Origin of the sequence: Streptococcus sp. 27098_8_51 (genome assembly GCF_041432205.1) — a bacterium.
GTDB lineage: Bacteria > Bacillota > Bacilli > Lactobacillales > Streptococcaceae > Streptococcus.
This window is the reverse complement of record NZ_JAPVZE010000007.1, coordinates 1-20,602: the sequence shown is the minus strand read 5'-3', so window position 1 is coordinate 20,602 and position 20,602 is coordinate 1. Positions and strand designations below refer to the sequence as shown.

Genomic DNA, 20,602 nt, shown 5'->3' with positions numbered 1-20,602 from the left:
AGAATCTTATGAAACAATTAAATTTTATCACAAACATCCTTGGAATTAAAGACAAAAATATTATTATCTTAGATTATCTTGACGCTGGAACGCATAAAGAAGTCATTGCTAAGCTCGATTATCCTGCCTCTAAATGTAACAACTGTCAAGGACAAATGGCTAAATATGACTTTCAAAAAGAATCCAAAATCCCCTACCTCGAATGTGCTGGCTACAAGACTCTCATTCGATTGAAAAAACGCCGTTTCCGCTGTAAAAACTGCGGAAAAATAGCCGTCGCATAGACTTCCTTAGTCAAGAAGAATCACCAGATCGCAACCATCGTCAAACAGAGAATCACTCAAAAATTAATTGAGAAAGTCCCTATGACAGCTATCTCCGAAAGTTTATCTGTCTCCACTTCGACAGTCATTCGTCAGTTACATAAATTCAAATTTAAGACTGATCTTAACCACCTTCCAGAACACATGAGTTGGGATGAATATAGCTTCAAGAAGGGAAAGATGAGCTTTATTGCACAGGACTACGATACAAGAAAGATCCTAGCTATCTTAGATGGACGGACTCAAGCAACTATTCGCAATCATTTCCTGCGCTATTCCAGACAGGTCCGAAATAGCGTGAAAATCATTACGATGGATAGGTTCAGCCCTTACTATGCCTTAGCTAGACAACTTCGCTTTTGAATTTCTAGGCTCAGGCTGAAACAGTCTCCCAGACTGTTTCACTCCCAAATGCTAAAATCGTTCTCGATTGCTTTCATATTATCTAGCATCTCAGTCGAGCAATGAATCGCGTACGCATCCAAATTATGAATCAGCTTGATAGAAGATCACACGAATATAAAGCACTGAAACGTTACTGGAAACTCATTCAACAGGATAACTATACGCTGAGCAGTAAACGATTTTATCGTCCAACATTTCAGTTGCATTTAACCAATAAAGAGATTCTCGAAAAACTTCTCTCTTACTCTCAAGATCTTAGAGATCACTATGTACTCTATCAACTCTTACTGTTTCATTTTCAAGAGAAGCACGCTGATTATTTCTTTAAATTAATCAAGGAAACTATTCCTTCTGTCAATCCAATCTTCCAGACCATTTTTAGGACCTTTTTGAGAGATCAGGATAAGATCATTAATGCACTTGTACTTCCCTACTCAAACGCAAAACTTGAGGCCACAAATATCCTCATCAAAGTCATTAAGCGAAATGCTTTTGGCTTCCGGAACTTTGAAAACTTTAAAACGAGAATTCTCATCGCTTTGAATATCAAAAAGGAGAGAACCAATTTGGTCCTCTCCAGGTTGTAACTTTTTATCAACCCACTACAGTTGACAAAGAGCAGTATTTTTTTAGCCATTAAATCGAATTTTTTCATTCCTATCTGGAATAGCTGACCTCACTGGTTCCCAAGTGGAGCCCGTCCATTTTTCATATTGTCTGAAAACAAAAGGCAAACCATTTGCTCGTTCAACATCAAGCGAATCCATTAGGTGAAAGTGTAAATGAGGCTCCGTTGAATTACCAGAATGCCCAACTCTTGCAATCATCTGACCGCATTCAACTTTTTCTCCAAGTCCAACGAGAATAGAATCCTTCTTTAAATGGCAAAAGGCTGCATAAATACGGTCACTCCCTTTTAAAATCACATAATTTCCAGCAATAGATGCAAAGCCGTCTCTTTCTGAATTGAAAAAAAGCGAATTGCAAATGGCACCCAGCTGGTCATGAAACCAAGAGGCCTTTTGTCCGTCAGAAATGCTATTTTCGATAACAACTACTTGACCGGAAAAAGGAGCAAAGACAGGCTGGTTGAAACAATAATATCTTTCTAAAGAAACCCCTTTTATAAAATAGGCAATTTGACTACTATTATGTGTTACCCTCCTGCCATTCTTTTCTTTGCTTTGTATAAAATCAAAAGCATACCGAAGACCAAAACGATTGGTTCCATGACTAGGAATACGATAGGCAGGACTTACTTCTGTCAACCATTCCCCTCTCAAAGGAAAATCGATAATAAGTGTTTGTTTATTCATTACTTCACCCTCTATCTATCATTTATCTCCCTGCGATGTCCTACTTCAAGTGCTAAAATAACCATCTTATCATCTTGAATTTGACAAATAAGCCGATAGTCTCCAATTCGATAGCGCCATTCGTTAGCTCTATCCCCAGTTAAACCTTTTCCATGTTGTCTAGGATTATCTGTACCTTCTAGATTCTTATCAATCCATGCAAACAACAAACGTTGAATTTGTTTGTCTAACTTTTTAATTTGCTTCTGCGCTCTTTTAGAATAGTGAACATGATACATACTACAATCCTAATTCTTTCTTAAAATCAGCATGCGAAATCGTTTCAGGCTCTTCCTGGTAATCTTTATAAGCCTGATAGTAGAGTTTTAAGTCATATTCGTCCTCTATGGTACGTTTGAGTGACTTTTTAAACAAACTAGAAAGACTTTGACCAGTAAATTGAGCATAACTTTTAAAAAATTTTTCTTCTTCTTGATTTAATCTAACTGTCACTGTACTCATTTGTTTTCTCCTTATCTTTTGTATTACATTGTAGCACAAAAGATAATTCATATCAAATAAAACTATTTCAGCAACTTAGATAAAGTCGAACTTAGCATCATACATCCCTTCCAGCCCCAATATATCCTATGTTTATGAATCAAGCCTTCCTCAATTTCCATGACCTCAAGAATATTAATTTGTTCTCCATTATCTGTTATCCTTGGATACTCCCACATTAAAATGTCTCTATTCGTTAGATATTCACCCGTTCGGAACCACTTCACGAGTTCATTAGGACGACGTTTGGAACCTTCTTCTAAAAAATGACGAATAGCAGTTTTCCCTTCCAAAGCGCTGTTTGTTGTATCGAGAATAGCTGGCACTAAAGGGATTTCAAAAATAGCGTCCTCTGCATATAATGAAATCAATGCTTCTGTATCTCTTCCCTTAGCATATTCATGCCATTTTCATAAATTTCTTGAATAGCATTCATCTTTATCACCTCAATCCACTTTTTACACTAGAAAAAAATCGACTGAACTTAGCTAATTGATTTTTTTAGGCTCTTTATCAATCCACTACAGTTGACAAAGAGCCAATATCGTTAACTAGATTTAACTAGATTTTTCTCTTGATTTTCGGATAGAAATCGTTCTTTCTGTGGACGTTTCTTTCGTTTGAGGAGAGCCTCTGCAGACATGGCTTCTTCCTTGCTAGCAAAACCCTCTACATAGATGAGTTTGACTGGCAAGCGAGCTCGGGTATACTTGGCTCCCTTACCACTATTATGAACGGCAAGGCGTTTCTTAATATCTGTCGTGTAACCAGTATAGTAAGAACCGTCACGGCACTCCACCACATACATATAAGCCTTATGATCCATAGTAAATCTCTTGAATTTCTGACGTATAGGAACCATCATCATTGTGAACAATGAGTGGTGGCAAGACCTTGAAGCCACTCGTCGATCCATCCTTGATAGCTTCGATTAAAAGCATATTGGCCTCCTTTTCTCGTTTAGGATAGACAAATTGCAGGCGCTTAGGTGCCAAATTGTGGCGTTGAAGCATGTCTAGAATATCCAAAAGTCGATCTGGACGGTGAACCATGGCCAAACGCCCATTAGATTTGAGAATACTCTGGGCACTTCGGCAGATTTCTTCTAGGTTAGTCGCGATTTCGTGTCTTGCTAGAAGGTAGTGTTCACTCTTGTTCAGATTGGAATGCGGATCCACCTTGAAATAAGGCGGATTACACAAGATCATATCCACCTTACTTCCCTGAATGTGCGCAGGCATATTTTTCAAATCATCGCAGATGACCCGCATCTGTTCTTCCAGGCCATTCAACTGAACCGAACGCTCTGCCATATCCGCCAAGCGCTCCTGAATTTCTACAGATATTATCCGCGCCTGAGTACGTGAACTTGCAAAAAGTCCCACTGCACCATTTCCAGCACAAAAGTCCACAATTAAACCCCGTTTAGGGAATCGAGGAAAGCGTGACAAGAGAACACTATCCACCGAATAGCTAAACACTTCTCTATTTTGAATGATCTTGATATCTGTCGAAAAGAGCTGGTTGATGCGCTCTCCTGATTTTAATAATTGTTCTTCTTTCATACTTTCATTATATCAAATTATGTTAATAGTCCAAACAATTTAGATAATCGTATTTATGGCTTCTTCTTTAAATGTTCTAATGCCTCACGCGTCCAAACAGGCATCATACGTCCAAGTGGCGCAAAACCGTGCTTGATCCGATCATTTGAAAAACGTCTCCGTCTTGGCAATTGATGTTTTTCCTCTTCCAAGGTACGGATAGAAAGACTGGCCTTCCCAGTGTATTCGTCAAAATCCACCACCTGAACTTGGACTTCATCGCCAATTTTTAAAATGTCATAAATATTTTCAATAAATCCCGTCCGAATCTCCGAGATGTGAATCAGCCCTGTCACCCCTGTCTCTAACTCGACAAAGGCACCATAGGGCTGAATTCCTGTAATACGCCCAGTTAGCTTATCACCAATTTTCATTCTAGTCCTCAATTTCAATCGTTTCAATTACTACATCTTCAACTGGTTTGTCCATTGCACCAGTCTCAACAGCTGCAATGGCATCCAAGACCGCAAACGATTCTGCGTCTACCAATTGCCCGAAAACAGTATGGCGGCGGTCAAGGTGAGGAGTTCCACCTTGTTCTGCATAGATCTCAGCGATTGGTTCAGGCCAGCCACCACGCGCAATCTCTTTCTTAGAGTACGGCAAATGTTGGTTTTGAACGATAAAGAACTGGCTACCATTGGTATTTGGACCAGCATTGGCCATAGAAAGGGCACCACGGATATTGTAGAGTTCTTCTGAAAATTCATCTTCAAAAGAGTCGCCGTAGATTGACTCACCACCCATACCAGTACCAGTTGGATCTCCACCTTGGATCATAAAGTCCTTAATAATACGGTGGAAAATCACACCATCATAGTAACCGTCTTTTGACAGAGCAACAAAGTTAGCCACTGTTTTAGGGGCATGTTCAGGGAAGAGCTTGATACGCAAGTCTCCGTGATTTGTCTTAATGGTCGCAAGAGGACCTTCTACTGTTTCAATGTCTACTTGTGGGAAATGCAATTCTTTTTCTACCATACCAAATCCTTCTAAGGCATCAAAAATGCCATCTTCTTCTACTGTTTTTGTAATATAATCTGCTTTTTCTTTGATTTTTTCATGGGAAACTCCCATGGCAATACTGATTCCAGCATAATCAAAGAGTTCCAAGTCATTGAGACCATCCCCAAAGACCATAACATTCTCTGGTTTCAAGCCTAAATGGTCCACCACCGTGGCTACACCTGTGGCTTTGGATCCTGAAATAGGCACGATATCAGATGAATGTTCATGCCAACGCACCATGCGAAGTTTACCTGAGAGACTATCTGGTAGGTGCAAGTCATCCCCTTTTTCCTCAAAGGTCCACATCTGGTAAATGTCCGCTTTTTCATGAAAATCTGGATCCACATCCAAGTTTGGATAAATGGGATCAATAGCCTCACTGATCAGTTCTGTTCGCGTGGAGAGTTTGGCGTCATGACTACCAACCAGGCCGTACTCAATTCCCTCTTCCTTCGTCCAAGAGACATACTCCTCAACATCTAACTTCTCAATCTGATGCTGATAAATGACCTGGCCTTTTTTATCTTCTATATAGGCCCCATTTAGGGTTACAAAAAAGTCCGGCTTGAGCTCACGAATCTCTGGAACAACACCGAAAATACCACGTCCAGAGGCGATTCCTGTTAAAATTCCTTTTTCACGCAACTGTTTAAAAACAGTAGGAATTGTAGCTGGAATAAAACCTGTCTTTGACGTACGCAAGGTATCATCAATATCAAAAAAGACGATTTTAATCTTCTTTGCCTTGTATTTTAATTTCGCATCCATCTCTCTACCTCTTTTCCATCACTCTTTCCATTATACCATAAAGCTGATGAAATTCCTTTTTTGAAAAAAGATGAAAATCCTATCAAAAAGAGAGCTCGTAAAACTAGCCCTCTCTTTTCATCCTAGAACATCTCTAGAGCAATCATGGTAATCATCGTTGCATCATAGTAGTTGTCCAAAGGTAAATCTTGTGTGAAAATGTATTTATTTTGCTGAAGAAGTTTCAGATAGCCTTCTCCCTTGTCAGACGCATAGGTAATCGGTGCCAAGAAACTACCTGCCTGGTATTGATTGAGGGCAGTTCCATTCAAGTCATAACCAGCATAAATACGTTGCTCTTTCATAAAGAAATCCATCATCTTTTGAACGAGTTTTTGGCTTCTTTCATCCTGACTCTGAGACAAGTGATATGGCAAACGACAAGCGTTATAAGAATAAGCCCCATCGTATTGAGATTCGATAGTGTTGGTATCAACAAGACGCGCCCCTGACTTCTCAGCCCAGATAAAGTCTGGCAAGAGACCCGTATCAGAATGAGAACTGATTTGCTCCAATTGCCCAAGCATCTTATCCTTAACATCTAACCACTGTTTGTTTCCGGTCAGGTCATAGAAAGACTGGAAATAGTGAGGAAGAGTATCGGACGTCCGCATCAAGTAATAATAATCGGAATCCTTGTTTGCCCAGTTCCCTACTGTTAGGACCCCTGTCTCTTCATTATAATTGTATTTAAGGATATCATCCAAGATTTTTTTAGCTTGCGCTTGGTATTCCTGTGCTTTATCTGGCCACTGCTTGGCAGCTTCAATCAAAGAATAAGCGATATAGAGATCTCCATCAGTTGCATTTTGTTTCTCGACCGTTTCACTACCATTTGTGATCACTTGCTTCCAAGACATCAACTGCGTTCCCTCGATACGATGATTTTGGTAATAGCGATAAAGGCTTTCATAATCTGCTTGTGTTGCTTGCCCTTTTTGGGCTGCTAAAACCGTTATGAGCATGCCGTAACTCTGGGCTTCTGATAGAACTGTTGTTTCTTCAGAATCATTTGTCGTACGAACATAAGACTGATCGCCTTTTGTAACGAGAAACTGTTGGCTCCATTGGCTGTAAATTCGATTACGCATCTCAATTTTAGTCCTTCCTCTTGCTAAAAACAAGGCTAAACAAAAGATAGAAAGGATGAGCACAAACCAGACATATTTTAATTTATTCGTTTTCATAGAACCTCCTATCCTGCAAATCGTTTGGTTTTAACCCACTTGGTTTCTTTTCGTCGGAGTACTTTATCCAGCACGATTGAAGAAATGGAATCAATGGAAACAACGATAAACATCTGTGCATAAGTGAAATAGGCAGCCAAAGCCAACCAGATTTGTTTAGTCGTCGCTTGTCCAAACTGACTTGCCAATGCTGTCATAATTTGCATCAAATAAAGACCAATCATGAGTATCCAGTTGAAGAGCATAAGCTGGGCGATGTAGATATTGTCCGCATCAAAAGCGAACGGAACCCTGACATCTGGGAAGAAAAGATTAAGGCAGATCGCTAGCACATTCGCTAGGAAAATCAAATCCGATAGGACAATGGCAAAGTTAAACCAAAAGAAGACACATGAATAGTTAAAGACCTCTAGTTTGACACGCCAGTTTGCTCTGTCAAATAAATGCTTAAAGTTTGAGAGAACAACTTCGTAGTTTCCTTTAGCCCAACGTTTTCGTTGCATATAGTAACTCTTTAAAGTCTCAGGTTCTTGTTGGAAAGCCTCTGAGTTATAAGCAAGGGCGATCAATTTACCACTCTGCATGATTTTGAAGGAAATATCGGTATCCTCAGTTAAGGCACCATTTTTCCAACCACCGATACTCTTTACAAAGTCGGTTTGAATGATAAAGTTGGTTCCTGGGATACGCCCAATTTTAAAGAGATGCCACATCCCAACGTGGTGCACGCGCTGAGTAACAACGATCTCTTGGTTGATACAACGAGTCAAGAAATTTTGGTTGGCGTTTCGAGTCTTGTTGCGGCCAAAAGATGCCACATGACGTTCTGGATCCTTCATAACTTCTTTGACAAGGAAATAAAGAGCATTTTTTTCAGGCATGGCATCTGCATCATAAACACAGATGTATTCGCCTGTTGCCATCTCCAAAGCATCGTTTAGAACGCCCGCTTTTCCTCCCGTACCAGTACGGTCGATAATGGTTAGATTTCTTCCTGCATATTCAGGCATGGCTTGTACAGACAAACATTCTGCATAGGTGTTATCCGAACAGTTATCCGCAAACAAGAGCAACTCCACACGGTCGTGAGGATAGTTCATATCCAAGATAGCTTTTGCCGTTTGGGCAATAACCACATCCTCATTATGGGCAGGAACAACAATCGTTACCTTAGGATAATAAGGTAGAGGCGAAGTGTCTACACGAAAATCACTGTGTTTAAACCAAAAGTGTACTGCCGAAAAGAGAATTACCAAGCCCCATGCTAGAGAAATCCAAATTGTAAGCAAGGTAAAAATCATTAACATTTGACTAATCATGATTCACCGCCTTAAAATTTTTGTTTACTCGATGGTAAAGAATATTGTATGCAATAAATAGTATGATAAAACAAATGCCAAAGGCGAGACTGAGTCCCAAAGCAATACCAAAAAATAGTTCGGTTAAAGTCATGTTCCCCTCCTAATATTCCACAATTACATCTGTCTCTAGTTGACGTTTGAGATGACTGGCGACATCCGCGTAGTCTTGGTATTTATCTTTATTATCAGAGTTAATCACCAAATAGCCTGTTTGGAACTGAATTCCTTGATTGCCATCTTCTCCATGAAAAACTAAACTGCTCAGTTTCTCCTGCAAACCATTCAAATAAAGTTCCTTCAAAGAATGTTGGCTTTTACTGGATAGAACGAGAAAATTACCATCCGAAACGTAATAGAGTTTATCATTGTAGCTCAATTCCTGAGCAATTACCTCTTGAATGCTACTGAGCATCTGGTTATGTTCTTTCGGTTTAATCTGGAAGAACAAATCTTCATGTGCCCAATGAATCAATAGAGATTGAACCGTAACATCACTTTGTTCAGTGACCATCGCTTGGTAATCTGCTCGCGCTTCGTCTTCCTGTTCTTGTACCTTTGAGGCCACCTTGAAGAAATAATAACGAACCTTAAGTAGAATCCCAATCAAAAGAGGAAAACTGATTAATAAAAAGACCAGTTGAATGATCGGGATATAAACCACACCCGCAACCAAAACGATAAGTCCAAAACCAAATGCTAAGATAAGGGTCCAAGTAAGCAAAAGGTCAGATAATACCAACACTGCAAACAAGGCTAAAGCTAAAAAAAAGATTTGTTCTAAAATGATTGCTCGAGCATACAAAAAACAAAGCACCAAAAGAATGACCTCACAAGCAAGCAAAGCCATAAGCCAGTTTTTAAATTGACTCCAATTTTTCATTTTATCTTATTTCCCCCCTTTGAATTCCGATACAGAAGTCGCTGCCCCAAAGTACTGTTGAATGGATTGTACGATTCGTTCAGAGGCTCTTCCATCTCCATAAGGATTTGGTGCCTGAGACATTTGTCTATAAAGAGTTTCATCTGTTAAGAGTGCTGCCATAGCGTCTTTGACACGTACTGGATCCGTACCAACTAGCTTCAACGTACCTGCTCTTACTCCTTCTGGACGTTCCGTTGTGTCACGAAGGACAAGGACAGGTTTGCCGAGAGAAGGCGCCTCTTCCTGAACACCTCCAGAGTCAGTCATGATAAAATAGCTTCTTGAAGCCAAATTATGAAAATCAAGTACATCTAAAGGCTCAATCAAGTGAATACGATCGTGACCAGCTAAGATATCTTTTGCTGCTTCTTGCACAGCAGGGCTAAGGTGAACAGGATAAACAACTTCAATTTCCTGATGAAGATCAACCATCTCACGTAAAGCTGTAAAGACATTTCTCATTGGTTGACCTTGATTCTCACGACGGTGCATGGTTACCAATACAAGTTTCTTATCTGGATCCAATTGATCTAGAACATCATGATAGTAATCCGATTGAACGGTTAGTTTCAAGGCATCAATGGCTGTATTTCCCGTAATGACAATAGCAGACTCAGGGTGATTTTCCTTGAGGAGATTTTCTTTACTCTCACTAGTTGGAGCAAAATAAAGATCCGCTAGGTTATCAGTCATCTGACGATTCATTTCTTCTGGGAAAGGAGAATACTTATCAAAGGTCCTTAGACCAGCTTCAACGTGGCCGATACGTACCTGATTATAGAAAGCAACTAAACTTGCTGCAAAAGTTGTTGTTGTATCTCCATGAACAAGAATCATATCTGGAAGTTCTTGCTTAACAACTGGATCAAACTTTTCTAAAATTTTTCCAGTAATATCTAAAAGGGATTGATTTTTCCCCATAATATCCAGGTCATAATGCGGCTCGATGCTAAAAGTTTCAAGAACTTGATCTAGCATTTGACGATGCTGAGCTGTCACAACTGTGATCGTCTCAATGCTGTCACTATGTTTTTGCAATTCTAACACTAAAGGGGCCATTTTAATAGCTTCTGGTCGTGTTCCAAAAACAACCATCACTTTCAGTTTCTTCATTATGCTATCCTTCTACTATAATAAAATTTGACACATCAGATTAATCTTTATATCGAATTATTGTGCAAATCAATTAATTTGATTATCTTAATTATTTTACCGTCAATTAATTTATATGTCAAATTTTTTCCAAATTATATTATTGCATTTAATTTAATTTTAACAATTTGTAACCTTTTTGTAACAATATTATTTACAACCTTTAAAAAGCCTTATTTTAGGAAATTTTAAGACTTTTCAAAAGAATCCGTATTTAAAAAAACTAAACCTTATATGTTTTTTTCGATATTTATTTTTATCTTGATAATTCAAACAATTATATTTTACCACTTTGAGGAATAAATCAAACAATTTCAAACAAAAAAATCCCTTTTTCGAATGAAAAAGGGACTGTGATTGTTGTTTACTATATTTAAAATTTAAACCTTATAAAATCTGTCTTAAAACAAATTTTTCGACAGATACAAAACAAGGTCACCGATATCTTCACACACCGCATTCATGGCCGGTTGATGGTTCTGATACCAAACACCCGTCCCATCTGGAATATAGCCTCGTTTGATGTACAATCTCTGGGCAGGTCCATACCCTGAATGGAGCCCAACACCAAGGGTCACCTTATCCGATATGAGCCTAACTCGTTTTTCTGATTCTTCCAGCAAGAGATTTCCAATACCTTGATTTTGAAAATGTTCAAAGACATTGAAATCTGAAAGTTCTGGAGCCATTCCAGCAAAGGGACCCTGCTTAGCATCGGGTAAAATCGTAATGTAACCCGCTACAGCACCCTCAACCTCTGCAACTAAGACTTCTCTCTCCCCACTTTCTTGCTCCTTAAAGTATCGAGTTAAAATCTCCTCTCTACTTGGCCAACCTTGGCTGATAAAACCTCGAGATAGATCTTTAATGTCAGATTCTTGCATTTTTCTAATTGAACATATCGTCTTCATAAGTTGCTCCTTTATAGCTTTCTCCTACCATTATAGCACGATAATAAAGATTAAAAGAAGAAACCTAGTAAGACAAAAGAATCTTACTAGGTCAACAGGGAATCCTTTCTAACAAAGTCCCATAAAAATCTGAAAAAGAGGTCCACCCGGACCTGAAAAAAAGACCCGTAAGGGTCTTAATTCGCTTTCTTATTTCCGAGCTCATGAAAAAGAGGTCCACTGGACCTCAACTCGCTCTCTCATTTCCATGCTCGTGAAAAAAAGACCCGTAAGGGTCTTAATTCGCTTTCTTATTTTCAAGCTCATGAAAAAGAGGTCCACTGGACCTCAACTCGCTCTCTCATTTCCATGCTCGTGAAAAAAAGACCCGTAAGGGTCTTTTCTTTAATCTTCGTTTACGAAAGGCATCAAAGCCATTACGCGTGCGCGTTTGATAGCTGTTGTTACTTTACGTTGGTTTTTAGCTGAAGTTCCTGTTACACGACGAGGAAGGATTTTCCCACGTTCTGAAACGAAACGGCTAAGAAGCTCAGTATCTTTATAATCAACATATTCAATTTTGTTTGCTGCGATGTAATCAACTTTTTTACGGCGTTTGAATCCGCCACGACGTTGTTGAGCCATGTTTTTTCTCCTTTATAGTATTAATTGTCCATTAGAATGGTAAATCATCATCTGAAATGTCCAATGGATTTGTTGCTCCAAATGGATTTTCAGAACGTGAAAAGTCTGGTACTGGGTTTGCAGGTGCTGATTGACCAGCAGTTGGTGCAGAATAAGCTCCACCTGAATGTCCTTCACGCACTCCGCGGCTTTCCAACATTTGGAAATTCTCAGCCACGACTTCTGTTACGTAGACACGTTGTCCTTGCTGGTTATCGTAACTACGAGTCTGGATACGGCCTGTGATCCCGATAAGAGAGCCTTTTTTAGCCCAGTTAGCAAGATTTTCAGCCTGTTGGCGCCACATAACGACATTGATGAAATCAGCCTCACGTTCGCCATTTTGACTCTTAAATGTACGGTTTACTGCAAGAGTAAAAGTCGCAACTGCTACATTTGATGGGGTATAACGCAACTCAGCGTCACGTGTCATACGCCCTACAAGTACAACATTGTTAATCATAATTTACCTTCTTACGCGTCAAGTTTGACGATCATGTGACGAAGAATGTCAGCGTTGATTTTTGAAAGACGGTCAAACTCTTTAAGAGCTACGTCGTCGTTTGCTTCAACGTTAACGATGTGGTAAAGTCCTTCACGGAAATCTTGGATTTCGTATGCAAGACGACGTTTTTCCCATGATTTTGATTCAACAACAGTTGCACCGTTGTCAGTCAAGATAGAGTCAAAACGTGCTACCAAAGCGTTTTTCGCTTCTTCTTCAATGTTTGGACGAATGATATAAAGAATTTCGTATTTAGCCATTGATATGTTCCTCCTTTTGGTCTAATGACCCCTAGTCTTTGCAAGGGGTAAGTGAGGTTTGCTCACAATAAACTATTATACTAGAAAAACTGATAGATAGCAAGATAAAAGTGAAAAAAGAAGATGAAAATATCTTCTTTTTACTAGTTTATGGTTTGATACGGTGCAACATACGTGGGAATGGAATGGCTTCACGGATATGTTTGGTTCCAGCTGCGAAGGTTACCATACGTTCGATACCGATACCAAATCCTCCGTGTGGAACTGTGCCGTATTTACGAAGGTCAAGGTAAAATTCATATTCTGTACGATCCATGCCCAGTTCTTCCATTTTAGCTACAAGAGCATCGTAGTCTTCCTCACGCATAGAACCACCGATGATTTCTCCATATCCTTCTGGTGCAAGCAAGTCTGCACAAAGTACGCGCTCTGGATTTCCAGGAACTGGTTTCATGTAGAAGGCCTTGATAGCTGCTGGGTAGTTCATGACAAATGTTGGCACACCAAAGTGGTTTGAAATCCATGTTTCGTGTGGTGAACCAAAGTCATCGCCATGCTCAAGATGCTCGTAGTCAGCATCTTCATCATTTTCATGCTCTTGCAAAAGGTCAATGGCTTGATCGTAAGTGATGCGTTTGAACGGCTCTGCAATGTAGCGTTTCAAGAGATCTGTATCACGTTCCAAGGTTTCCAAGGCTTGAGGCGCACGATCAAGAACACCTTGAAGAAGGGCTTTAACATAAGCTTCTTGCAAGTCAAGTGACTCATCGTGTGTCAAGTAGGAGTACTCCGCATCCATCATCCAGAACTCAGTCAAGTGACGACGCGTTTTTGATTTTTCAGCACGGAATACTGGACCAAAGTCAAATACACGACCAAGAGCCATAGCCCCTGCTTCTAGGTAAAGCTGACCTGATTGGCTCAAGTAGGCTGGTGTTCCAAAGTAGTCTGTTTCAAAGAGTTCTGTTGAATCTTCTGCTGCATTTCCTGAAAGGATTGGGCTATCAAACTTCATGAAGCCGTTCTTATCGAAAAACTCATAAGTTGCATAGATGATAGCGTTACGGATTTGCATCACCGCTACTTGCTTACGAGAGCGGAGCCACAAGTGACGGTTGTCCATCAAGAAGTCTGTTCCGTGTTCTTTTGGTGTGATTGGGTAGTCTTGAGATTCACCAATCACTTCGATGTCTGTAATATCCAACTCATAGCCAAACTTAGAACGTTCGTCTTCTTTGACAATCCCTGTCACATAAACAGACGTTTCTTGGCTTAGGCGTTTGATGACATCAAACTTCTCAAGTCCCACTTCTTCACCAAATTTTTCTACAAAGTTTGGTTTAAAGGCTACACCTTGGAAGAAGGCTGTTCCATCACGCAATTGCAAGAAGGCAATTTTCCCTTTTCCAGATTTGTTGGCAACCCAGGCCCCGATGGTCACTTCTTGACCAACGTAGTCTTTTACATCGATAATTGTTACACGTTTTGTCATAATCTATCTTCCTTTTTTCGTTTAACTTGTCCGAAGACATCATTACCCACTATTTTACCATAAATAGACTGTGATAGCTAGGTTCTACTAGAGAAAAATCGCGAGATTTTCGTTACAAAAAATCTTCGCTAAAAAGACGAAGATTCTAAGTTTTATTTTTCCATAAATTGATGCAAACGACGAATAGCTTCTTTTAATGTATCCAAGTCTGTGGCATAGCTGAGACGAACATTTTCTGGTGCTCCAAATCCAGCTCCTGTAATCAAGGCAAGTCCGACTTCTTCGAGAATAGCTGTTGCAAACTCTGTCACATCGGTATAACCCTTCATTTCCATCGCTTTTTTAACATTTGGGAAGAGATAGAAGGCACCTTGGGGCTTGACAACTTCAAAACCTGGGACTTGGCACAAGAGTGGATAAATGGTATTCAAACGTTCTTCAAAGGCTTGGCGCATGGTTTCAACAGAGTCTTGCGGTCCAGTTAGGGCTTCAATGGTAGCATATTGAGATACAGCAGTCAGGTTGGAGGTCGTTTGTCCTGTCAATTTGCTCATAGCAGCGATAATTGCAGGATTTCCCACAGCATAACCTACCCGCCAACCAGTCATGGCATAGGCCTTAGATACACCGTTAATTACAATGGTTTGCTTGCGAATGGCTTCTGACAAACTAGAAATTGGAACAAATTCGTTCCCGTTATAAACCAGACGTCCATAAATATCATCTGCTAAGATAAGGACATCATGCGCAACAGCCCAATTTCCAATAGCCATGAGTTCCTCACGAGAGTAAATCATACCGGTCGGATTCGATGGCGAATTGAGAACCAAGACCTTGGTTTTATCTGTTCGGGCTGCTTCTAGCTGCTCTACTGTTACTTTAAAGTGATTATCTTCCTTGGCCTGGACAAAGACTGGCACACCTTCTGCCATCTTGACCTGGTCTCCATAGCTGACCCAGTATGGTGTAGGGATGATGACTTCATCACCTGGATTGACCACAGCCATAAAGAAGGTGTAGAGAGAGAACTTGGCACCAGTGGCAAAAGTAACTTCGTTGGCTGCTACGGAATACCCATAGTGGCGTTCAAAATAGGTATTAACCGCCGCTTTTAACTCTGGTAGGCCTGAAGCAACTGTATAGAAGGAAGCTCGTCCATCTCGAATCGCTTCTACCGCTGCCTCCTGAATATTTTCAGGAGTATGAAAATCAGGCTGTCCCAAGGTTAAGAAAAGAACATCCTTTCCCTGAGCTTTTAATGCTTTGGCTCTTGCATCACTAGCTAGAGTGACGCTTTCTTCCATTTCTAGTACACGTTTGGATAGTTTCATATGCCCTCCTTATTGGATCACTGCTCCTGTTTCAAAGTCAACCAGATAGTACTGGTTTCCTGACTTAACTTCCCAAATCGGCTTGTCCTGATAGCGACCAAAAGTAATCTTGTCAATGTCGCTAGCTCCTTTTTCCCTCGAAATCGTCACTGCCTTGTCTTGAGAAATCCCCTTATCAAGCTGATAAACATAAATCTTGTGGTCATTCTTTTCAATCAGTACGGCAATGGCCTCTTGCTTTTTATTATGTCCCAGAACACTGTAATAGCCCTCTAGACCATTGTAGAAATCAACCTGATCTGCCTTTTCCAATTCTGCATACTGCTTGGCCAGTTTTTCTCCCTCAAGTCTAGCATCTTGATAGGGTTTCATGCTGAGTGATATCAGATAAAGGAATGAAGTCGTCATGACTAGTACTACCAGAGCAATGCCGATTCCATATTGTATAAGTAGCTTGTTTTTTGCTTTTTTCTGTCTTAGTTTCACTCGTCTATTTTACCATCTCTCCTTCTTTATTACAAGTGAAGACGGGAACATTCTAAGATTCTTTTCCTATAAAATGTAAGTTCTTGTTTTTCTCTCTCATTATTGATAAAATAGCCTTATGAAACAATATTTGAAAGAGAAAATTTCCGATAATCAATTAGACTTAAAAACAGCTATCGTCCTCAATAAAGCCATACGAACTTTTAAACCTTATGAAGCCAAAGCTGCTAAAGAACACGGGCTAACACCCACCCAATTTTCAGTTTTGGAAACCCTCTATAGCAAGGGGGAACTACGCATTCAGGATTTGATTGAAAAAATGTTAGCCACTTCTGGAAACATGACTGTCGTCATTCGAAATATGGTTCGAGATGGGTGGATTTCTAGAACTTGCGACCCCAAGGATCGTCGATCCTTTTTCCTGAAATTAACACCTGCAGGACGCAGAAAAATCGAAGAGGTTCTTCCTGACCATATCGATTCTATCGTAGAAGCACTCAGCATCTTGGAAGATGGCGAAAAGGAAGACTTAATCCGCATTTTAAAAAAATTTAAAAATTTGTGAGCAAAATTATTGCTAATTAGTATTATTTGTTGTAACATAGATGGTAACAAAAGAGTTCGCTCTTTGAATTTTAAACTAAAGGAGACACATCATGTCTAAAAAAGTATTATTTATCGTCGGTTCACTACGCCAAGGTTCTTTCAACCACCAAATGGCCCTCGAAGCTGAAAAAGCACTTGCTGGAAAAGCGGAAGTTAGCTATCTTGATTACTCAGCTGTTCCTCTCTTCAGCCAAGATTTGGAAGTTCCAACTCATCCAGCTGTAGCTGCTGCTCGTGAAGCAGTCCTTGCTGCGGATGCGATCTGGATCTTCTCTCCAGTCTACAACTTCTCTATCCCTGGAACAGTGAAAAACTTGCTTGACTGGCTCTCTCGTGCCCTTGACTTGTCTGATACACGTGGCGCTTCTGCCCTCCAAGACAAGTTTATTACTGTCTCTTCTGTAGCCAATGCCGGTCACGATCAACTCTTTGCTATTTATAAAGACCTCTTGCCATTTATCCGTACACAAGTCGTTGGTGACTTTACAGCTGCTCGTGTCAATGACTCTGCTTGGGCAGATGGAAAATTGGTGTTAGAAGAAGCAACTGCTTCATCACTTGCAAAACAAGCGGACGACCTTCTTGCAGCCATCAACTAATCCAGCAAAAACCAGCTCGAATGAGCTGGTTTTATGCTTGTTTCACAAAGACGAGTTCTAAATCACTTGATAAATCAGGTCGGTAGTCAAAGCCGGCAAAGCGGAGCTTGCGAGCTTGTTTGACTGTATGGACTTGCCCCTCTATCAAGGCGGTCAAAAAGGCGCCACGGGCTTTTTTTGAAATGGTTGAGTGGATTTTCAGCTGACCTGCCTTGTCCTCCATAAATTTGAAGGTCACCATCTTTTCTCTGATTTCCTTCGAAAATACGGTTTCAAACTCTGATGATAGGAGTGAGAATATCAAATTCTCATCCTGAAGTGCCTCATCATAGGCTGACTTCCAATGACTCTTTAAAGTCTTACCAGCAACTTTTAACTTCATCAAAAAGTCCAAACGGTGAGGAGCCATGGGCGACAAGGCGGGGACAACACCGTATAAAGCCGAGGTAATTAGGACATGATTTTCAAGATAGGTTTGTTCAGCTTCGGTTAACCCATTTCGTTTGATGTGACGATACATGAGACCATCGAAAAGTTTCAAGGCTGGATAATGTTTAGCCCTGTGTTCTTTTAAAGCTTGAATATGGCCGTACTCTTCTTCTGCTTTCTCGACAGATACCTTATAAAAAGTCTCTAATTCACTAGCTGAATAATTCGCCAGTGAGTAAAGGACTGCCTGACTTTCTTCCCTCAAAGGGAGCGCTTCGATACAAGGATGGTCTGTGTTCATTTCTTTTGCTGTTGGGATTAAAATTTTCATATTGTTAGTGTAGCATATTTTTCAACCACAACCAAGAATTTCATCTTAAAAACCTCGGTTCATACCGAGGTTTCTCTGTTTATTTTGGCCATCCTAACCAGATAGCCACGAGAACAAAGGCTGTGCCAGCTAAGCTTGTTAAGATAGATAAGAATTTATCTTTTTTCTCCTTGAACTGAGAAAACCTATTTTTATACTCAATGAAAATCAAAGAGCAAACTAGGAAGCTAGCCGCAGGCAGTACTTGAGTACGGCAAGGCGACGCTGATGTAGTTTGAAGAGATTTTCGAAGAGTATTATTGTACGTTAAAGGTTTTGAGGTAATTATCTTTTCCAACTTGACCTTCAAAGGATTGCCCATTTTCAAGGTAAGGAAGGTCGTCTGACACGGAAGCCTTGACCTTATAAATCTTGCCATCAACTTTAAAGAAATAGACGGTATCCCCCTTGATGACAGCTGATTTAAGATCTGAAACCACTCCCTTGATGTTTTCTACCGTTTCATTATCCAGCTCGAGGTCGTTTTTATTGGCATACTTGCTGAGGAGTTCATCTACCGTAGTTGCTACGATAACATTTTGATACTCCACGGCATCGACCAATGCATACTCCTTGACCAAGCCTGCGTTATCTTTCAAGCCCATGATATAAAGAGGCTTGTCATTGAGATTGACAAGAATAGGGAAGGTAGCCTTGTAGGCCTTCTCTTGCACTGCTCCCTCTGCAGAAGCACGGGCTGATTCTTCGGTTGCTGATGCTAGATTGTACTTGGTGATTTCACCAGTGCGCATATTTTCAAGGATAAATCCTAGATTACTTTCGTCAGCGTTGGCTGAAGTCACCCCAGTGTAGAGATAAATGTCATTTCCGATAGAAAGATAGTTATAGCCTTCTGTCGTTTGGGTAACGTTTTTCTTAGAAATCAAGGCATTCCAGAAGCCGTCTTTATACTTACCGTTGTAGTTGATTTGTTCGATGGTTTCTTCTGCTGGATAGACACGATCCACCCATTCTGGGACTTCATCCAAGCTGTATTCCTTGGTTTCTCCATTGGTGGCGTCTAAGATAATAACAGACGAAGGACGAGGGACTCCTAGACCAAACTGTTTTTGATAAACGGTTGCTACATAGTAAGGATTGCCTTCATCATCCACCTCAAAGGAAGGCGTTTTAAAAATCTTGGTTGGGTACTTGATCCGAAGATGACGTTTGACGTCTCGGTTAAAATACTCAGAGTCTGAATACTTCATTGGCGTTTTTAAATCCACCAATTCCGCATTTCCTGTCACCATATCAACCTTGATATACTCGCCAATTCCCTTGGACTGATTATTAAACCATTTGATCGGGTCGGCATACTCCAAAGGTGTAACCCGATAGGGCTTGCCATCAACCGTCAACTGGGTATAAGTATCTGCTGCTACGTACTGGGAGACCTTATCCGTCAGAGAGCCTAGATAACGGTCTCCAATCTTTTCGGCGGTACTCCGATCTAGGATTGGAACCTTGCTGGTATCACTCTTGGGAAAATCTTTAAAATCTTTTTCTGTGATAGATACCACATTAGCATAATTTTTTGCTTGGAAAAAGCTAGAGGTTACCAGGCTTACCAGACCAGCAAGGGCAAAGATGATACCTGCAGCCAGAAACAATCCTCTACTAAGTTTGGTAAAAAGGAATCCTTCTAGATTGAGATCTTTGGTAGCCTTGCCATGGCGTAGGTGAACAGTTTTGAGGAGATTGGTATCCTTGCGGAAACTAAACAAAATCCCCATCACCACCAGATGCCCACAAAGAAAGAAGATGAATTCCCAACTAGTCAGATTGAAGGGTGGTAAAAAGATATACCAAGTCGTTGCGATAAAAACAAGTTCAAATAGTATGCGTTTCATCTGAATTCCTCCTAAATAATCCGTCCTTCCAAATGATCCAGTTCATGTTGGCAGATCTGAGCCGGAAAACCTGTTAACATAATGGTCTGTTCCTGCCACTTGCTATCACGATAGGAAACCGTAATCGTTTCATAACGAGTTGTTGGTCGCACCCCAGTCAAAGACAAACAACCTTCCTCTGTCTCGTAAGGTCCTTTATAGGAAAGGAGAATGGGATTAAACATGACCATGGGAACCAAGCCAAGATTAAAGATAATGACACGCTTCTGCACACCAATCATATTGGCTGCCAGACCGACACAGGTCTCACGATTAGCCAGCAGGGTATCCTGCAAATCCTTAGCCAGATAAAGGTCTTCCTGACTTGCAGATTTCGAGACCTGCGACAAGAATAAGACATCTCGAACAATCTTCTTTTCCATTCTCTTTCACTCCTTGCTATTTTACTTTATTATAGCACAAAAGAGGATAA

General features: G+C 40.4%; 26 protein-coding genes and 1 pseudogene. 3 read left to right on the top strand and 24 right to left on the bottom strand.

What is annotated here, in order from left to right; translation table 11 throughout:
* Positions 1 to 8: 8 nt before the first annotated feature.
* Positions 9 to 1,315 (top strand): annotated as a pseudogene (locus O3622_RS05985) (ISL3 family transposase).
* A gap of 42 nt (positions 1,316 to 1,357) precedes the next feature.
* Here the strand turns inward: O3622_RS05985 and O3622_RS05980 are convergent.
* The 20 genes from O3622_RS05980 to O3622_RS05885 form a co-directional block, all read right to left on the bottom strand.
* A complete protein-coding gene (locus tag O3622_RS05980) occupies positions 1,358 to 2,044 on the bottom strand; it encodes a M23 family metallopeptidase (RefSeq protein ID WP_371607196.1) in 687 nt (228 codons plus the stop codon).
* A gap of 11 nt (positions 2,045 to 2,055) precedes the next feature.
* Positions 2,056 to 2,322: a type II toxin-antitoxin system RelE/ParE family toxin gene (locus O3622_RS05975; protein WP_371607195.1), complete on the bottom strand. Its 267-nt coding sequence runs from the start codon at positions 2,320 to 2,322 to the stop codon at positions 2,056 to 2,058.
* Position 2,323: 1 nt separating this feature from the next.
* Entirely contained in the window at positions 2,324 to 2,545 is a 222-nt protein-coding gene (gene relB, locus O3622_RS05970) for a type II toxin-antitoxin system RelB family antitoxin (RefSeq protein ID WP_371607194.1), read from the bottom strand.
* A 62-nt stretch (positions 2,546 to 2,607) separates the two neighbouring features.
* The gene (locus O3622_RS05965) at positions 2,608 to 2,955 is read right to left on the bottom strand and encodes a nuclear transport factor 2 family protein (RefSeq protein ID WP_371607193.1); all 348 of its coding nucleotides are present in this window, start codon (positions 2,953 to 2,955) and stop codon (positions 2,608 to 2,610) included.
* A gap of 176 nt (positions 2,956 to 3,131) precedes the next feature.
* Positions 3,132 to 3,410, bottom strand: a complete 279-nt coding sequence (locus O3622_RS05960) for a GIY-YIG nuclease family protein (protein WP_371607192.1) — start codon at positions 3,408 to 3,410, stop codon at positions 3,132 to 3,134.
* Positions 3,400 to 4,149, bottom strand: coding sequence for a tRNA1(Val) (adenine(37)-N6)-methyltransferase (locus O3622_RS05955; protein WP_371607191.1), 750 nt, complete (start codon positions 4,147 to 4,149; stop codon positions 3,400 to 3,402). The genes O3622_RS05960 and O3622_RS05955 overlap by 11 nt, the downstream gene beginning before the upstream one ends.
* Before the next feature lie 53 nt (positions 4,150 to 4,202).
* Positions 4,203 to 4,562 (bottom strand): S1 RNA-binding domain-containing protein, encoded by a 360-nt coding sequence (locus O3622_RS05950; protein ID WP_000689619.1) that lies wholly within the window; start codon positions 4,560 to 4,562, stop codon positions 4,203 to 4,205.
* Position 4,563: 1 nt separating this feature from the next.
* Positions 4,564 to 5,964 carry a bifunctional Cof-type HAD-IIB family hydrolase/peptidylprolyl isomerase gene (locus O3622_RS05945; protein WP_371607190.1) on the bottom strand — a complete coding sequence of 467 codons (1,401 nt, stop codon included), beginning with the start codon at positions 5,962 to 5,964 and terminating at the stop codon, positions 4,564 to 4,566.
* Between the two features lie 122 nt (positions 5,965 to 6,086).
* Positions 6,087 to 7,190 carry a glycosyl hydrolase family 8 gene (locus O3622_RS05940; RefSeq protein ID WP_371607189.1) on the bottom strand — a complete coding sequence of 368 codons (1,104 nt, stop codon included), beginning with the start codon at positions 7,188 to 7,190 and terminating at the stop codon, positions 6,087 to 6,089.
* Positions 7,191 to 7,198: 8 nt separating this feature from the next.
* The gene (locus O3622_RS05935) at positions 7,199 to 8,509 is read right to left on the bottom strand and encodes a glycosyltransferase (RefSeq protein WP_084944186.1); all 1,311 of its coding nucleotides are present in this window, start codon (positions 8,507 to 8,509) and stop codon (positions 7,199 to 7,201) included.
* Positions 8,502 to 8,642 carry a hypothetical protein gene (locus O3622_RS05930; RefSeq protein WP_000176307.1) on the bottom strand — a complete coding sequence of 47 codons (141 nt, stop codon included), beginning with the start codon at positions 8,640 to 8,642 and terminating at the stop codon, positions 8,502 to 8,504. The genes O3622_RS05935 and O3622_RS05930 overlap by 8 nt, the downstream gene beginning before the upstream one ends.
* Positions 8,643 to 8,651: 9 nt before the next feature.
* Positions 8,652 to 9,431 (bottom strand): hypothetical protein, encoded by a 780-nt coding sequence (locus tag O3622_RS05925; protein WP_000800615.1) that lies wholly within the window; start codon positions 9,429 to 9,431, stop codon positions 8,652 to 8,654.
* A gap of 6 nt (positions 9,432 to 9,437) precedes the next feature.
* A complete protein-coding gene (wecB, locus tag O3622_RS05920; protein ID WP_371607188.1) occupies positions 9,438 to 10,586 on the bottom strand; it encodes a non-hydrolyzing UDP-N-acetylglucosamine 2-epimerase in 1,149 nt (382 codons plus the stop codon).
* Between the two features lie 440 nt (positions 10,587 to 11,026).
* Positions 11,027 to 11,536, bottom strand: coding sequence for a GNAT family N-acetyltransferase (locus tag O3622_RS05915; protein ID WP_049489914.1), 510 nt, complete (start codon positions 11,534 to 11,536; stop codon positions 11,027 to 11,029).
* A gap of 384 nt (positions 11,537 to 11,920) precedes the next feature.
* Positions 11,921 to 12,160, bottom strand: coding sequence for a 30S ribosomal protein S18 (rpsR, locus tag O3622_RS05910; RefSeq protein ID WP_000068664.1), 240 nt, complete (start codon positions 12,158 to 12,160; stop codon positions 11,921 to 11,923).
* Positions 12,161 to 12,191: 31 nt separating this feature from the next.
* Positions 12,192 to 12,662: a single-stranded DNA-binding protein SsbA gene (gene ssbA / locus O3622_RS05905; protein WP_000609595.1), complete on the bottom strand. Its 471-nt coding sequence runs from the start codon at positions 12,660 to 12,662 to the stop codon at positions 12,192 to 12,194.
* Positions 12,663 to 12,673: 11 nt separating this feature from the next.
* On the bottom strand, positions 12,674 to 12,964 hold the full coding sequence (gene rpsF, locus O3622_RS05900) for a 30S ribosomal protein S6 (protein ID WP_001151783.1): 291 nt from the start codon (positions 12,962 to 12,964) through the stop codon (positions 12,674 to 12,676).
* Positions 12,965 to 13,112: 148 nt separating this feature from the next.
* Positions 13,113 to 14,456, bottom strand: a complete 1,344-nt coding sequence (asnS, locus tag O3622_RS05895; protein ID WP_049485204.1) for an asparagine--tRNA ligase — start codon at positions 14,454 to 14,456, stop codon at positions 13,113 to 13,115.
* Positions 14,457 to 14,608: 152 nt separating this feature from the next.
* A complete protein-coding gene (locus tag O3622_RS05890) occupies positions 14,609 to 15,787 on the bottom strand; it encodes a pyridoxal phosphate-dependent aminotransferase (RefSeq protein ID WP_371607187.1) in 1,179 nt (392 codons plus the stop codon).
* A gap of 9 nt (positions 15,788 to 15,796) precedes the next feature.
* A complete protein-coding gene (locus tag O3622_RS05885; RefSeq protein ID WP_000776849.1) occupies positions 15,797 to 16,273 on the bottom strand; it encodes a DUF5590 domain-containing protein in 477 nt (158 codons plus the stop codon).
* 118 nt (positions 16,274 to 16,391) lie between these two features.
* On the opposite strand from O3622_RS05885, the gene O3622_RS05880 reads away from it, so the two are divergent.
* Positions 16,392 to 16,838, top strand: coding sequence for a MarR family winged helix-turn-helix transcriptional regulator (locus O3622_RS05880; protein ID WP_000816318.1), 447 nt, complete (start codon positions 16,392 to 16,394; stop codon positions 16,836 to 16,838).
* Between the two features lie 91 nt (positions 16,839 to 16,929).
* A complete protein-coding gene (locus O3622_RS05875; protein ID WP_049478798.1) occupies positions 16,930 to 17,478 on the top strand; it encodes an NADPH-dependent FMN reductase in 549 nt (182 codons plus the stop codon).
* 31 nt (positions 17,479 to 17,509) lie between these two features.
* Here the strand turns inward: O3622_RS05875 and yaaA are convergent, their stop codons facing one another.
* The 4 genes from yaaA to O3622_RS05855 all read right to left on the bottom strand — a co-directional run bounded on the left by yaaA (position 17,510) and on the right by O3622_RS05855 (position 20,552).
* Positions 17,510 to 18,238 carry a peroxide stress protein YaaA gene (gene yaaA, locus O3622_RS05870; protein ID WP_049519067.1) on the bottom strand — a complete coding sequence of 243 codons (729 nt, stop codon included), beginning with the start codon at positions 18,236 to 18,238 and terminating at the stop codon, positions 17,510 to 17,512.
* Positions 18,239 to 18,317: 79 nt separating this feature from the next.
* Complete coding sequence (locus tag O3622_RS05865) at positions 18,318 to 18,449, bottom strand: DUF3953 domain-containing protein (RefSeq protein WP_239683584.1); 132 nt, start codon at positions 18,447 to 18,449, stop codon at positions 18,318 to 18,320.
* An 85-nt stretch (positions 18,450 to 18,534) separates the two neighbouring features.
* Positions 18,535 to 20,130, bottom strand: a complete 1,596-nt coding sequence (locus O3622_RS05860; protein WP_247924299.1) for a hypothetical protein — start codon at positions 20,128 to 20,130, stop codon at positions 18,535 to 18,537.
* Between the two features lie 11 nt (positions 20,131 to 20,141).
* Positions 20,142 to 20,552 carry a peptide deformylase gene (locus O3622_RS05855; RefSeq protein WP_371607186.1) on the bottom strand — a complete coding sequence of 137 codons (411 nt, stop codon included), beginning with the start codon at positions 20,550 to 20,552 and terminating at the stop codon, positions 20,142 to 20,144.
* Positions 20,553 to 20,602: the final 50 nt, after the last annotated feature.

Coding starts and splice junctions, on each gene's coding strand:
- O3622_RS05980 (WP_371607196.1), bottom strand. CDS start 2,044: ATGAATAAACAAACACTTATTATCGATTTTCCTTTGAGAGGGGAATGG.
- O3622_RS05975 (WP_371607195.1), bottom strand. CDS start 2,322: ATGTATCATGTTCACTATTCTAAAAGAGCGCAGAAGCAAATTAAAAAG.
- relB (WP_371607194.1), bottom strand. CDS start 2,545: ATGAGTACAGTGACAGTTAGATTAAATCAAGAAGAAGAAAAATTTTTT.
- O3622_RS05960 (WP_371607192.1), bottom strand. CDS start 3,410: ATGGATCATAAGGCTTATATGTATGTGGTGGAGTGCCGTGACGGTTCT.
- O3622_RS05955 (WP_371607191.1), bottom strand. CDS start 4,149: ATGAAAGAAGAACAATTATTAAAATCAGGAGAGCGCATCAACCAGCTC.
- O3622_RS05950 (WP_000689619.1), bottom strand. CDS start 4,562: ATGAAAATTGGTGATAAGCTAACTGGGCGTATTACAGGAATTCAGCCC.
- O3622_RS05945 (WP_371607190.1), bottom strand. CDS start 5,964: ATGGATGCGAAATTAAAATACAAGGCAAAGAAGATTAAAATCGTCTTT.
- O3622_RS05940 (WP_371607189.1), bottom strand. CDS start 7,190: ATGAAAACGAATAAATTAAAATATGTCTGGTTTGTGCTCATCCTTTCT.
- O3622_RS05935 (WP_084944186.1), bottom strand. CDS start 8,509: ATGATTAGTCAAATGTTAATGATTTTTACCTTGCTTACAATTTGGATT.
- O3622_RS05930 (WP_000176307.1), bottom strand. CDS start 8,642: ATGACTTTAACCGAACTATTTTTTGGTATTGCTTTGGGACTCAGTCTC.
- O3622_RS05925 (WP_000800615.1), bottom strand. CDS start 9,431: ATGAAAAATTGGAGTCAATTTAAAAACTGGCTTATGGCTTTGCTTGCT.
- wecB (WP_371607188.1), bottom strand. CDS start 10,586: ATGAAGAAACTGAAAGTGATGGTTGTTTTTGGAACACGACCAGAAGCT.
- O3622_RS05915 (WP_049489914.1), bottom strand. CDS start 11,536: ATGAAGACGATATGTTCAATTAGAAAAATGCAAGAATCTGACATTAAA.
- rpsR (WP_000068664.1), bottom strand. CDS start 12,160: ATGGCTCAACAACGTCGTGGCGGATTCAAACGCCGTAAAAAAGTTGAT.
- ssbA (WP_000609595.1), bottom strand. CDS start 12,662: ATGATTAACAATGTTGTACTTGTAGGGCGTATGACACGTGACGCTGAG.
- rpsF (WP_001151783.1), bottom strand. CDS start 12,964: ATGGCTAAATACGAAATTCTTTATATCATTCGTCCAAACATTGAAGAA.
- asnS (WP_049485204.1), bottom strand. CDS start 14,456: ATGACAAAACGTGTAACAATTATCGATGTAAAAGACTACGTTGGTCAA.
- O3622_RS05890 (WP_371607187.1), bottom strand. CDS start 15,787: ATGAAACTATCCAAACGTGTACTAGAAATGGAAGAAAGCGTCACTCTA.
- O3622_RS05880 (WP_000816318.1), top strand. CDS start 16,392: ATGAAACAATATTTGAAAGAGAAAATTTCCGATAATCAATTAGACTTA.
- O3622_RS05875 (WP_049478798.1), top strand. CDS start 16,930: ATGTCTAAAAAAGTATTATTTATCGTCGGTTCACTACGCCAAGGTTCT.
- yaaA (WP_049519067.1), bottom strand. CDS start 18,238: ATGAAAATTTTAATCCCAACAGCAAAAGAAATGAACACAGACCATCCT.
- O3622_RS05860 (WP_247924299.1), bottom strand. CDS start 20,130: ATGAAACGCATACTATTTGAACTTGTTTTTATCGCAACGACTTGGTAT.
- O3622_RS05855 (WP_371607186.1), bottom strand. CDS start 20,552: ATGGAAAAGAAGATTGTTCGAGATGTCTTATTCTTGTCGCAGGTCTCG.